Origin of the sequence: Candidatus Accumulibacter vicinus, assembly GCF_000584955.1 — a bacterium.
Taxonomy (GTDB): Bacteria; Pseudomonadota; Gammaproteobacteria; order Burkholderiales; family Rhodocyclaceae; genus Accumulibacter; species Accumulibacter vicinus.
Genome location: NZ_JDSS02000026.1, coordinates 25,282 through 38,460 on the forward strand (window position 1 = coordinate 25,282; position 13,179 = coordinate 38,460).

Genomic DNA, 13,179 nt, shown 5'->3' on the forward strand with positions numbered 1-13,179 from the left:
TGCCAACACCCGGCCGTGGTGGCACACATGTGCTGATTGATGCCTCAGCGCAGCGAGGCGTTGATCTTCTCCAGTGCGGCCGACCCCGGGCACAGCTCGGCTGCGCCGAGCGTATTCAGCGGCGACAGGACAGTATCGAGTTCCTGGTGCAGATCACAGGCATCGCTGTCGAGGTAGAGCAGGCCAGTGATCAGCTCGCCACGTGCGGCGTGTTCCTGGACGTAGCTCATCGCCCGGATCCGGTCGCTGGCGTCGTAGTCGGCGTGCAGCTTGCGCAGGCGGACCACAGAACCGTCGTGCTGGCGCACCTCGGTCACTTCGCCGGCGCCGTACTCGGCGGTGATCTCTTCGCGCTGCGGGAAGAAGTCCAGGCGATTGACCGCCTCGTTGTGCTCGCGTACGTAGTCGTAGCTCTTGGTGCTACCGCCATGGTTGTTGAAGGCGATGCACGGCGAAAGGATGTCGATCACCGCCGCGCCCTGGTGGGCCATCGCAGCGCGGATCAGCGGCACCAGCTGGGTCTTGTCGCCGGAGAAGCCGCGCGCGACGAAGGTCGCTCCCATGACCAGGGCGAGAGTGACCAGGTCGATCGGCGCGTCGTTGTTGGTCTGCCCTTTCTTGGACTTCGAGCCCTTGTCGGCGGTCGCCGAGAACTGGCCCTTGGTCAATCCGTAGACCCCGTTGTTCTCGACCAGGTAAGTCATGTTGACGCCTCGGCGCATGACGTGCGCAAACTGGCCGAGGCCGATCGACGCAGAGTCGCCGTCACCCGAGACACCCAGGTAGATCAGTTCGCGGTTGGCCAGATAGGCGCCGGTGAGCACCGAGGGCATGCGTCCATGCACGGTGTTGAAACCGTGCGAGTTGCCCAGGAAGTAATCAGGGGTCTTCGACGAGCAACCGATTCCCGAGAGCTTGGCGACGCGGTGCGGCTCGATGTCGAGTTCCCAGCAGGCCTGGATGATTGCGGCCGAGATCGAGTCGTGGCCGCAACCGGCGCAGAGCGTCGAAATCCGGCCTTCGTAATCGCGGCGGGTGTAGCCGACACGGTTCTTGGCGAGCGAGGGGTGGTGCAGCTTGGGTTTGGCGAGGTAGGTCATCTCAGGCCACCATGTCGTGTCGGAGCGGGCGCACGTTCAGGCGCGAAACGCGCTCGGCGATCTCCTGGGTGATGAAGCGAGCGGTAATCGGTGTGCCGTCGTAGTGCAGTACCGAAATCAGGTTGGCCGGGTTGACGCCGGCCTCGTTGACCAGCAGCGTTGCCAGTTGCCCGTCGAAGTTCTGTTCGAAGACGAACACCTTGGAGTGCGAGGCGATGAAGTCGGCAATCTCGTTCTGGAACGGGAAGGCGCGGATGCGCAGGGCGTTGATGTAGATGCCCTGCTCGGCGAGCGCGTCGAGTGCCTCCTGCATGGCCGGGCCGGTCGACCCGTAGAAGAGGGCGGCAAAGCGCGCCGGGTATCTGGCAGCGCAGAGCACCGGCAGCGGCAGCAGCGACTTGGCGGTCTCGAATTTCTGGCGTAGCCGCTGCATGTTGTAGATGTAGTCGGCACCGGCTTCCGAGTAGCCGGCGTAGGCATTCTTGGTGGTGCCACGGGTGAAGTAACCCCCCTTGGTCGGGTGCGTTCCGGGATAGGTACGGTAAGGAATGCCGTCGCCGTCGACGTCGAGGTAGCGACCGAAATCGGTACCGGCATCAAGCGCCTCGCGGGTCATCACCTTGCCGCGGTCGTATTCCTTGCTGTCGTCCCAGGCGAACGGCCGGCAAAGCCGCTGGTTCATGCCAATGTCGAGGTCGGTCATGACGAAGACCGGTGTCTGCAGGCGCTCGGCGAGGTCAAGTGCCTGCGCCGACATCTCGAAGCATTCATAGGGGTCCTCGGGAAACAGCAGTACGTGCCTGGTATCGCCGTGCGAAGCGTAAGCGCAGGCAAGGATGTCGGCCTGCTGGGTGCGCGTCGGCATGCCGGTGGATGGGCCCCCGCGCTGCACGTTGATCAGTACCGCCGGGATTTCGGCGAAATAGGCCAGTCCGATGAACTCGCTCATCAGCGAGATGCCGGGACCGGAAGTGGCGGTGAATGAGCGTGCGCCGTTCCAGCCGGCGCCGATGACCATGCCGATCGACGCCAGCTCGTCTTCGGCCTGTACGATCGAGTAGCGATGCGCACCGGTCTCCGGGTCGATGCGAAGCTTCTGCGCGTAGCGCTGAAATGCTTCGGCGACCGAAGACGAAGGAGTGATCGGGTACCATGCACAGACCGTCGCGCCGCCATAGATGCAGCCGAGCGCGGCAGCACTGTTGCCATCGACAAAGATGCGGTTGCCGACACAGTCGCGGCGTTCGACCTTGAGCGCGATCGGCCGGAGGCTGGAGCGTGCGTAGTCCATGCCGAGTTTGAGCGCCTGAACGTTGGATTCGAACAGTTTCTCCTTGCCCTTGTACTGCTCGCCGAAGAGCTTCTCGATTTCGGCCGGGTCGATGTCGAGCAGGGCTGTCAGCGCGCCGATATAGATGATGTTCTTGAACAACTGGCGTTCGCGCGCGTCGCTGTAGGTCTGATTGCAGATCTCGGTGAGCGGCATGCCCAGGACGTGGATGTCGTCGCGGAACTTGGCGCGCGGCAGCGGTTTCGAGCTGTCGTAGAAGAGGTAGCCGCCGGGGTCGATTTCCCGGACATCCTGGTCCCAGGTCTGCGGATTCATGGCCACCATCATGTCCACGCCGCCGCGGCGACCGAGATAGCCTTGCTCGGTGACGCGCACTTCGAACCAGGTCGGCAGCCCCTGGATGTTCGAAGGAAAGATGTTGCGTGGCGAGACCGGCACGCCCATGCGCAGGATGGCACGGGCGAAAAGCTCGTTCGCCGATGCCGATCCCGAGCCATTGATGTTGGCGAACTTGACCACGAAATCATTGACTGCTTCGATCTTCTGCATTCTCGTTCCTTAAGCGCTTGCGGGCTGCGTACCGGCACTGCGACAGCCGGCGCCTGCGTGTGTCATTTCGAGCAGAAACTTCTGCATGTCCCATGCGCCAGTCGGGCAGCGTTCGGCACAGAGGCCGCAGTGCAGGCAGACATCCTCATCCTTGACCATCACCCGTCCGGTTTTCAGCGTTTCCGACACGTACAGATCCTGGCTCGGGTTGAGTGCCGGGGCGCGCAGCCGCGGGCGCAGCTCGTTCTCCTCGCCGTTGGTGGTGAAGCTGATACTGTCCATCGGGCAGATGTCCATGCAGGCATCGCATTCGATGCACAGCTTCGGCGTGAACACCGTCTGCACGTCACAGTTCAGGCAGCGCTGTGCCTCCTTGGCAGCAAGTTGCGGGTCGAAACCGAGTTCGACCTCGATCTTGATGTTCTTGAGTGCCGCACTGATGTCGCGCAGCGGTACGCGCAGACGGCGATCGACCGAAATGGCATTGTCGTAGCGCCAGGCGTGGATGCCCATTTTCTGCGGGACGAGACGGGTATTGGGGGCCGGTCGAACGGCAAGGTCTTCGCCGTTCAACATGCGGTCGATCGAGACTGCCGCCTCGTGGCCATGCGCGACTGCCCAGATGATGTTCTTCGGGCCGAAAGCGGCATCGCCACCGAAGAAGACATTCGGAATGGTCGATTGCAGCGTCCGTTCGTCGAGCTTGGGCAGTCCCCATTTGTCGAACTCGAGGCCAATGTCGCGCTCGATCCAGGGAAAGGCGTTGTCCTGGCCGACGGCAACCAGCACCTCGTCGCATTCGAAGTGCGCGTCGGGCTCGCCGGTCGGTATCAGGCTGCGCCGTCCCTGCTCGTCAAATACCGCTCGCACCTTCTCGAAGGTGACGCCGGTAAGGCGGCCGCTGTTGTGGGTAAAGGCCTTGGGAACGAGATTGTTGAGGATCGGGATGCCTTCGTGCATCGCGTCTTCCTTTTCCCAGGAACTGGCCTTCATTTGCTCGAAACCCGAGCGGACGATGACCTTGACGTCTTCGCCGCCGAGCCGTCGCGAAGAACGACAGCAGTCCATCGCCGTGTTGCCGCCGCCGAGAACGATGACGCGCTTGCTGATCGAGGTGGTATGCCCGAAAGCGACGCTGGCCAGCCAGTCGATGCCAAGATGGATGTACTTGGCTGCGGCCTTGCGACCGGGGATGTCGAGGTCATGGCCACGCGGCGCTCCGGAGCCGACGAAGACCGCGTCATAGCCTTCGGCAAGCAGGTTTTTCAGTGATTTGACGTACTCGCCCGCACGGAAATCGGCGCCGAGGCCGAGAACGTAGCCTGTTTCCTCGTCGATGATCGCTTCAGGCAGCCGAAATTTCGGGATCTGGGTGCGCATCATGCCGCCGGGCCGGGCATCGCCGTCAAAGATCACCACCTCGTAACCGAGCGGTGCGAGGTCGCGCGCCACCGTCAGCGAAGCCGGACCGCCGCCGACGCAGGCGATGCGCCGGCCGTTCTTCTCTTTGGCCGGTCGCGGCAGGAGCGACCGGATATCCTGTTTGTAATCTGCGGCAACGCGTTTCAGGCGGCAGATTGCGACTGGTTCCTTGCGCTCGCGTCCATCAGCCGCTTCGTCCTCGACGCGGCTGCGGCGACAGGCGGGTTCGCAGGGACGGTCGCAGGTGCGGCCGAGGATGCCAGGGAAGACGTTCGACACCCAGTTGACCATGTAGGCTTCGCTGTAGCGACCCGTGGCGATCAGACGGATGTACTCGGGAACGGGCGTGTGGGCAGGGCATGCCCACTGGCAGTCAACGACTTTGTGGAAGTAGTCGGGTGCGCCGATATCGGTAGGCTTCAAGAAGAACGTATCCTTTCTTCGGTACGAGTCGGGAGCCGCGGCCGCTGGCCCCAAAACCGTCATACTAGCGCGCTGCTGCAGCGCTGAAAAGGGTTTAATAGTGTGTAATTGTGCTCGAATCCGTTGCGTCCCGGTTGCCCACAGACTCGTCAAGTTCTCTTGAAAACTGGCCAACCATTCTATTTAATGAAGATCTGCGTTATCTCATCCAGGGAGTCTACATCATGCAATTCGTCAATCAGGCCCTCAATCGTCCGCGACCTGACAGTATCCGCCGCAATGTCAAACTGCCACGTCGGCAGGCTTATTTTCCCTCTCCGACGGACTGGCGGGACCAAGTGCTGTATTTTCTACTGGTTGACCGTTTCAGCGACGGCGCCGAAGCGACGCGCCCCTTGCTCGACCGGCACCAGTTGGCCGCTGCCCGGCCCGCTCAGTCCAATGGTCAACCGTGGCGCTGGGATCTCTGGGCGGCATCGGGTGCCGACCGCTGGCAGGGTGGAACCCTGTCGGGTGTGCGCTCGCAACTGGCCTACCTGAAACGGCTCGGCGTGACGGCGCTGTGGCTGAGTCCGGTCTTCAAGCAGCGCGGGCACCTCGACAGCTATCATGGCTACGGTGTCCAGGATTTCCTCGACATCGACCCGCGTTTTGGCCGTCGCGCCGATCTGGTCGCCCTGGTGGCGGAAGCGCACCAGGCCGGACTGCGGGTCATCCTCGACATCATTTTCAATCACTCGGGTTCCAACTGGGTTTATCCGGAGGGAACACCGGGCGGCACATCGACGCCCCACTATACACCGGGGCGTTACGCCTTCGGTGCATGGCTCGGTGACCAGGGACAGACGGTCGGCGCCATCGCCGGTCCCGAAGACGGTGCCTGGCCGAGCGAACTGCAGGATCCCGAGTGCTACACGCGTGCCGGCAGCGGCAGTCTGGGTGCCGGCGACATCAACGACCCGTTTGCCGAGCACAAACGCAGCGATTTCATCACGCTGCGGGATTTTGACCAGAACACGGTGCTGGGTGACCTGGCGCAGTGCTACAAATACTGGATCGCGCTGAGCGACTGCGATGGCTTTCGGATCGATACGCTGAAGCATGTTTCACTTGAAGACGCGCGCAACTTCTGCGGCGCAATCAAGGAATTCGCCAGCAACCTCGGCAAGGACGATTTCTTCCTCGTCGGTGAGGTGGCAGGCGGCGACTACAGCCAGGACCGCTATCTCGATGTTCTCGACCGCAACCTGAACGCCGCGCTCGACATTGGCGAAATGCGCCCGACGCTGAATGGTGTCGCCAAGGGGCTGGTGCACCCGCATGCCTACTTCGACGGTTTCAACCCAGGTTCTGCGGGGATGGGTTCGCACCGCAATCTCGGCAACCGGCATGTTTCGATTCTCGACGATCATGATCATGTGTTCGGTCAGAAACTGCGCTTTTCGAGCGAGGCGGCTTCGCCGCAGCAGATCGCCGCCGGCGTGGCCATGCAGGCCTTCACGCTGGGTATCCCGTGTATCTATTACGGGACCGAACAGAGCCTGGCCGGGCCGGAGCCGGCAGAGCGTTTCTGGTTGCCGGAGTGGAAGGGTTCGGATCGTTATCTCCGCGAAGCCATGTTCGGCCCGGCGCATCCGCTCCGGAGCGGGCGGGCCGGCCTGGAGTCTGCCCTGGACCCGGATCTGCCTGGCTTTGGCCCGTTCGGAACCGCTGGCCAGCACTGCTTCGACGAACAGAGCCCGGCCTTTACCCGCATTGCCGCGATCAATGCGGTTCGTGCGCAGTACCCTTGCCTGCGGCACGGTCGCCAGTACCTGCGCCCGATCTCCCTGTTCGGACGGGCATTCGACGTCTACGGGCCGGGCGAGCTGATCGCCTGGTCGCGCATTCTCGACGACGAAGAACTATTGTGCGTGGTCAACGGCCATGGTACCGATGCACGTGGCGCCGATGTCCTGGTAGACGCCTCGCTCAGCCCGCCCGGGTCGCTGCTGCAGGTGGTGCTGAACACCGCGCAGGCTGGCTCCCCGCTGGCGTATGCCGGAGCGTATCCGCTAGGTTCAAGCCTGATGGTGAAACGGAGCAGCGGCGGCATGGCCTTTGTCGAGATACGCAGTTTGCCGCCTTCCGAAGTCCTGGTGCTGGCCAATCATCCGCAGCCGGATCCAGGCGACGTCTTGCCTTAGGCACTGGTCTTCTTCTGGATCAGCTCGATCTTGTAACCATCGGGATCCTCGACGAAAGCGATCACCGTGGTGCCGTGTTTCATCGGACCAGCTTCGCGCACCACCTTGCCGCCACGCTTCCTGATCTGCTCGCAAGCGGCGTAGGCGTCGGGAACCTCGATGGCTACATGCCCGAAGCCATTGCCGATTTCGTACGAGGGCGTATCCCAGTTGTGCGTCAGCTCCAGGACCGCGCCTTCCGATTCCAGACCGTAGCCGACGAAAGCCAGCGTGAAGCGACCGCCAGGGTAATCCTGGCGGCGCAACTCGCGCATGCCAAGGATTTCGGTATAAAAGGCCAACGAGCGATCGAGATCGCCAACCCGCAACATCGTATGCAGAATCCTCATCTCATCTCCTCACCAGTGTGGGTAACTCGTCGCGCAGCGCTTGAGTTCTGCGCGCGCGCTTCGGTAATCGGGGTACAGCGCTGCGACGATCGCCCAGAAGCGCTCGCTGTGGTTCATTTCGCGCAGGTGTGCGAGTTCGTGGACCACCACGTAGTCGATCAGCGGCGGCGCAAAGTGGATCAGTCGCCAGTTCAGGCGAATGCCGCTGCGCAGGCTGCAACTGCCCCAGCGCGTGCGCGCTGCCGACAGCGAGAGCGGCGGCCGTGCGACGCCAAGCTGCGGCAGGTAATGGTCGATCCGTTCGCTGAACAGCGCCCGCGCCCGTTCGCGCAGGGTTTTTTCGAGCAACCGCGGCGCTTCGGTCGGCGAGCGCAGGCACAGCGTCAGTACCCGCTCGGCGGCCTGCAGGTTCCAGACGATGCGATTGGCGCCGAGCGCCAGGCGGATGCTGAGCGGGCTGCCGAGCAGCGGCAATTGCACGCCATCGACGATCTGCAGTCGTTCCGGCGGGCGGCGGTTCTGCCATTCGTCGAGTTTCCTGCCGATCCATTCGCCATGCTGCCGGATCAGCGACTCGACTTCACGCAGCGAGGCGCGCTGGGGTGCGCCGACACGCAGACCATGCTGATCGATCGACAGTCCGATGGTGTGGCGCCTGCTCCGACGCAGGACATAGCTGATGGGGCGGTCGCCGAGTACAATGCTGCGCGACGTTTCGCCGGCCTGTGGCGGCTCAGGCTGTGGCAACAGCATCGGCATCGGTCGCGCGATAGCGATGCGGTGAGAGACGCCGCATTTCGGCCTCGATCCAGGCCGAGGCCAGGGTGTTGATCTTCACCGCAGTCTTGCCGGCGGGATCGATCGCCGGGCCGATACTGATGGTGATCAGACCGGGGGAAATCGCGAAGCGGCCTTTTTTCCAGATTTCGCCAGCGTTGTGTGCCACCGGAACGACCTTGGCCGCGCTGCGCACGGCCAGATGCGCACCTCCGGGCTTGTAACGTTCGGTTTCGCCGGGGGCAACGCGCGTTCCTTCGGGGAAGATCACCACCCAGTAGCCGGCTGCCAGGCGTTCACGCCCCTGATCGAAGATCTGTTTGAGTGCATCCTTGGCCGCCGCCCGATCGATCGAGATCATCTTCATCGCTGCCAGTCCCCAGCCAAAGAAGGGCACTCGCAACAGTTCCTTCTTGAGCACGAAGACCAGCGGTGGAAAGACCTCCTGCAGCCCGACCGTTTCCCAGGCCGACTGATGTTTGGCGAGCACCACCGAAGGTTCGGCCGGGATGTTCTCGCGGCCGAGCACGCAGTAGCGGATGCCGAGCAGGTAACGGCAAAGGGCCATGAAACCCTTGCGCCAGACCGCGATGATGCGGTAACGCGTCGGCATCGGAAAAAATACCGCCAGCGAAACGAGTACCCCAAAGGGAATCGTCAACAGACTGACCAGCAACAGGAACAGCGCCGTGCGCAAGGCTTCCATCACGAAATCAGGAGGTGGTTGGCTGCTGCGGCGAGATCAGGGAAGATCAGCGTACCTTCCGGAAGCCCCCCTTCGGTGTGCGTCAGCGTTCCTTTGCCGGTCATCACCAGCAGCGGTTTCGCACCCACCGCGACGGCGGCCTGCAGGTCACGCAGTGAATCGCCGATCGCCGGTACGCTTTCCAGATCGACGTTGAAGCAATTGGCAATACGTTCGAACATGCCGGTTTTGGGTTTCCGGCAATTGCAACCGGCATCGATCGAGTGCGGACAATAGAAGATCGCGTCGATGCGTCCACCCGCCGCCTGCACGGCGCGGTGCATCTTGTCATGGATGGCATTGAGCGTATCCATGTCGAACAGTCCGCGGCCGATACCGGATTGGTTGGTCGCCACGACCACGCGATAGCCGGCCTGGTTGAGTTTGGCGATGGCTTCGATGCTGCCAGGGAGGGGACGCCATTCTGCCGGCGACTTGATGAACTGTTTCGAATCGTAGTTGATGACGCCGTCACGGTCGAGAATGACAATCTTCATACGATCAGCTTCGAAATGTCGGCGACCGCATTGAGCAGGTCGAAAAGCGCTCTCAGAAGGCCCAGGCGGTTGTTGCGCAACACCGGTTCGTGCACGTTCACCATCACTTCGTCGAAAAAGCGGTCGACCTCACGGCGCACCGAGGCGAGAACCTTGAGCGCATCGGCATAGTCCTCGTTGGCAACATGCGACCTGACCAGTGGCGCGATCAACAGCACGCGCTCGAACAGGGCCTTCTCGGCGGCTTCCTCAAACAGCGCGATGTCCGGCTCGGGCAGATTCTGCTCGGCTTTTTTCAGGATGTTGCCGATGCGTTTGTTGGCTGCCGCCAGCGCCAGCGACTCGGGAAGCTGCAGGAACTCGCGTACTGCCGCTAGCTTGGCGGGCACCAGATCGATGCGCGTCGGTTCTTGCGCGAGCACCGCTTCGATGACATCGGGCGCATGCCCGGCGTCCTTCAGGAGACCACGCAGACGGTCATGGATGAAGGCGAGCAAGGGTTCGTCGACGGTGGCGAGCTGGATGCCCTGGTTGACCAGCGCCGCCTGCGAGTCCTTGATCAGTTCGCCGAGGTCGAGCGGCAGCGGCGTCTCCATCAGGATGCGCAGTACCCCGAGGGCGGCACGTCGCAGGCCGAAGGGATCCTTGTCGCCGGTCGGTAGCTGTCCGATACCGAAGAAACCGACCAGCGAATCCAGTTTGTCGGCCAACGCGGCAGCACAGGCAATGTTGCCGGCAGGCAGGGCATCGCCGGCAAAGCGCGGCCGGTAATGCTGTTCGATGGCGTCGGCAACCACCGGCAGACCCCCTTCGTGCAGCAGGTAATAGCGGCCCATGATTCCCTGCAGTTCCGGGAACTCGCCCACCATGTCGGTCAACAGATCGATCTTGGCGAACAGCGCAGCCCGTTCGGCGAGGTGGGCTTCGGCACCGAGTCTTGTGGCAATACTGCGGGCGATGCGCCCCATTCGCTGCGCGCGGTCGCCGAGCGAGCCGAGCTTGTGGTGATAGACCACCGAGCCGAGAGACATGACGCGAGCGGCAAAGCCATTCTTGCGGTCCTGGTCGTAGAAGAAGCGGGCATCCGAGAGGCGAGGGCGCACGACACGTTCGTTGCCGCGGATGATGTGCACCGGGTTAGCAACCTGCATGTTCGAGACGATCAGGAACTTGTTGAGCAGCTTGCCCTGGCCATCAAGCAGCGGGAAGTATTTCTGGTTCTGCTGCATCGTCAGAATCAGGCATTCCTGCGGTACTTCGAGGAATTCGGCTTCGAACTCGCCAGCATAAACCGCCGGCCACTCGACCAGCGAAGTCACCTCGTCGAGCAGTCCATCGGCCGCATGGATGCGGGCAGCAAGCTTGCCGGCAGCGGCGTCGAGCTGCGCGGCGATCGTTGCCCGTCGTTTCGAGAAGTCGACGATCACCTTGCCCGCAGCCAGTCTGGCTTCATACTCGTCAGGATGGTCGATGGCGATTTCGCCGCTCGACAGGAAGCGGTGGCCCCGGGTCGTCCGGCCACTGTGCAGCCCGAGGACTTCTCCGGCAACGACGCTCTGGCCGTGCAGGAGGATCAGGCCATGCACGGGGCGAACGAACTGGTGTTCGGAATCTCCCCAGTGCATCAGTTTCGGGATCGGCAGTTTGCGGAGCGATTGGGCAACGATGTCGGCCAGATGCAGCGCGAGTTCCTCGCCCTTTTTCTCGCGCCGGGCGACAAAGTACTCACCCTTGCTGTCGGTCGTCGTCGCGAGTTGTGCGAAACTCACGCCCGCCGCGCGCATGAAGCCTTCGAGTGCCCGGGTCGGTTTGCCGGCGGCATCCAGCCCACCGGCAACGCCGGGGCCCTTCTTCTCCAGCACCCGGTCAGGCTGGCGGGCAGCGATTCCGGTGATGGCCAGCGCCAGGCGGCGCGGGGTGGCGTAAGCGGTGCAGCGGCTGTCCGGGGTCGTGAACTCCTGCGCCTTGAGCGCAGAAAAAACGGCTTCGGCGAAGGCTTCGGAGAGCGATTTGAGTGATTTCGGTGGCAGTTCTTCGCTGCGCAGCTCGATCAGGACGGTGTCGATCATGTCATTGCACCCCAGTGCCAGCCGCCGCCTTGCACATCGGGAAGCCGAGGGCCTGACGGGAATCATGGTAAGCCTGGGCGACTTCGCGCGCCAGGGCGCGCACACGGCCGATGTAGGCTGCACGTTCGGTCACCGAAATGGCGCCGCGCGCATCCAGCAGATTGAAGGTGTGCGAGCACTTCATCACCATTTCGTAGCCTGGGAGTGCCAGGCCGGCAGCGATCAGGCGCCGGGCTTCGGATTCGTGCTCGACGAAATGACGGAACAACATCTCGACGTTGGAATGCTCGAAGTTGTACTTTGACTGTTCGACCTCGTTCTGGTGATAGACGTCACCGTAGGTCACCCGATAGCCCGGCCCCTCTGCCCAGACCAGGTCGAAAACGTTTTCCACCCCTTGCAGATACATCGCCAGGCGTTCGATGCCGTAAGTGATCTCGCCGAGGACCGGTTTGCAGGGAAGCGAGCCGACTTCCTGGAAATAAGTGAACTGTGTCACCTCCATGCCGTCAAGCCAGACTTCCCAACCGAGTCCCCAGGCGCCGAGGGTCGGGCTCTCCCAGTCATCCTCGACGAACCGGACGTCGTGCTGGGCGGTATCGATCCCGAGCGCACGCAGCGAGTCGAGATAGAGTTCCTGGATGTCGTCCGGCGAGGGCTTGAGCACCACCTGATATTGATAGTAATGCTGCAGGCGGTTCGGGTTCTCGCCGTAGCGCCCGTCCTTGGGCCGCCGCGACGGCTGGACATAAGCCGCATTCCACGGCTCGGGGCCAATCGCGCGCAGGAAGGTGGCGGTATGAAAGGTTCCGGCACCGACTTCGATGTCGTAGGGCTGCAGCAGCGCGCAACCCTGCTTGTTCCAGAAATCCTGGAGACGCAGTATCACTTCCTGAAACGTGGGCATGAGAGAACTTCGGGTAAAAGCAAAAGTACGATTCTACTTGGTTTCTCGTTGGACAAGAACCTGCTTCCGCGGCACCGCCCTGCGGCGACCGAGGAGGGCGACCAGCAACAAGGCACAAACGATCACTGGCCAGTCACCCCAACGCACATAAGGGGTGGCACCGGTATGGCCGCGCACTTCGCCGACCAGAGCGCCGCGGGTGAAGGGGGGCAGCGATGAGAGCACGCGACCGTCTACGTCGACGATCGCCGTCATGCCGGTGTTGGTGGCGCGCAGCATCATGCGGCCGGTCTCGAGGGCACGCATGCGGGCGATCTGCAAGTGTTGCGCCGGCGCCAGCGAATCGCCGAACCAGGCGACGTTGGAAATGTTGATCAGCAGCGTTGCGGCCGGCAGCGCAGCGATGATTTCCCCGCCAAACACGTCCTCGTAGCAGATGTTCACCCCGACGCGCTGGCCGGTCAGGCGCAGCGGCGGCTGCCCCGGCGAACCGGCAGTGAAGCTGGACATCGGGATGTTGGCCATGGCCATGAACCAGGCGAAACCGGGCGGTACAAACTCGCCGAAAGGCACCAGATGGACCTTGTTGTAGCGCTGCTGGCCGGACGCGCCCAGGCTCACCGCGGCATTGAAATACTGCTTGCCGTCGGCGACAGCGATTCCCAGCAGCAGGTCGCCGTGCTGGCGCAGCGCCAGTTTTTCCAGCGCGTCGAGATACTCGGCGGGAACCTGGTCGAGGAAAGCGGGCAGGGCAGTTTCGGGCAGCACCGTGAGTTGCGCCGGATGCTCCTGTGCCAGCCGGTAATAGGTGCGCAGCGAATCAA

The 13,179-nt window shown here is 62.7% G+C and carries 11 protein-coding genes; 1 reads left to right on the plus strand and 10 read right to left on the minus strand.

The window, feature by feature from the left end; translation table 11 throughout:
• Positions 1-44: 44 nt before the first annotated feature.
• Genes CAPSK01_RS12295 through CAPSK01_RS12305 form a run of 3 tightly spaced genes read right to left on the minus strand, consistent with a single transcriptional unit; the run spans position 45 to position 4,785 of the window.
• The gene (locus tag CAPSK01_RS12295) at positions 45-1,100 is read right to left on the minus strand and encodes a 2-oxoacid:ferredoxin oxidoreductase subunit beta (protein ID WP_034926940.1); all 1,056 of its coding nucleotides are present in this window, start codon (positions 1,098-1,100) and stop codon (positions 45-47) included.
• Position 1,101: 1 nt separating this feature from the next.
• Positions 1,102-2,940, minus strand: a complete 1,839-nt coding sequence (locus CAPSK01_RS12300) for a 2-oxoacid:acceptor oxidoreductase subunit alpha (protein WP_034926942.1) — start codon at positions 2,938-2,940, stop codon at positions 1,102-1,104.
• 9 nt (positions 2,941-2,949) lie between these two features.
• Positions 2,950-4,785, minus strand: a complete 1,836-nt coding sequence (locus CAPSK01_RS12305) for an FAD-dependent oxidoreductase (protein WP_034926945.1) — start codon at positions 4,783-4,785, stop codon at positions 2,950-2,952.
• Between the two features lie 224 nt (positions 4,786-5,009).
• Between CAPSK01_RS12305 and CAPSK01_RS12310 the strand changes: the two genes are divergently transcribed.
• A complete protein-coding gene (locus CAPSK01_RS12310) occupies positions 5,010-6,971 on the plus strand; it encodes an alpha-amylase family glycosyl hydrolase (protein ID WP_034926948.1) in 1,962 nt (653 codons plus the stop codon).
• Here CAPSK01_RS12310 and gloA read toward each other — a convergent pair.
• The 7 genes from gloA to lnt form a co-directional block, all read right to left on the minus strand.
• A complete protein-coding gene (gloA, locus tag CAPSK01_RS12315; protein ID WP_034926952.1) occupies positions 6,968-7,360 on the minus strand; it encodes a lactoylglutathione lyase in 393 nt (130 codons plus the stop codon). The two genes, CAPSK01_RS12310 and gloA, sit on opposite strands and share 4 nt — an antisense overlap.
• A gap of 9 nt (positions 7,361-7,369) precedes the next feature.
• Complete coding sequence (locus CAPSK01_RS12320; RefSeq protein WP_273703600.1) at positions 7,370-8,119, minus strand: SprT family zinc-dependent metalloprotease; 750 nt, start codon at positions 8,117-8,119, stop codon at positions 7,370-7,372.
• Positions 8,094-8,843 carry a lysophospholipid acyltransferase family protein gene (locus tag CAPSK01_RS12325; RefSeq protein WP_034926955.1) on the minus strand — a complete coding sequence of 250 codons (750 nt, stop codon included), beginning with the start codon at positions 8,841-8,843 and terminating at the stop codon, positions 8,094-8,096. Before CAPSK01_RS12325 ends, CAPSK01_RS12320 begins: the two co-directional genes overlap by 26 nt.
• Positions 8,843-9,379: a D-glycero-beta-D-manno-heptose 1,7-bisphosphate 7-phosphatase gene (gmhB, locus tag CAPSK01_RS12330; RefSeq protein WP_034926958.1), complete on the minus strand. Its 537-nt coding sequence runs from the start codon at positions 9,377-9,379 to the stop codon at positions 8,843-8,845. The genes CAPSK01_RS12325 and gmhB overlap by 1 nt, the downstream gene beginning before the upstream one ends.
• A complete protein-coding gene (gene glyS / locus CAPSK01_RS12335) occupies positions 9,376-11,448 on the minus strand; it encodes a glycine--tRNA ligase subunit beta (protein WP_034926961.1) in 2,073 nt (690 codons plus the stop codon). Before glyS ends, gmhB begins: the two co-directional genes overlap by 4 nt.
• A gap of 1 nt (position 11,449) precedes the next feature.
• Complete coding sequence (glyQ, locus tag CAPSK01_RS12340; protein WP_034926964.1) at positions 11,450-12,355, minus strand: glycine--tRNA ligase subunit alpha; 906 nt, start codon at positions 12,353-12,355, stop codon at positions 11,450-11,452.
• 33 nt (positions 12,356-12,388) lie between these two features.
• A partial coding sequence (gene lnt / locus CAPSK01_RS12345) for an apolipoprotein N-acyltransferase (protein WP_273703601.1) occupies positions 12,389-13,179 on the minus strand: 791 nt, incomplete at its 5' end.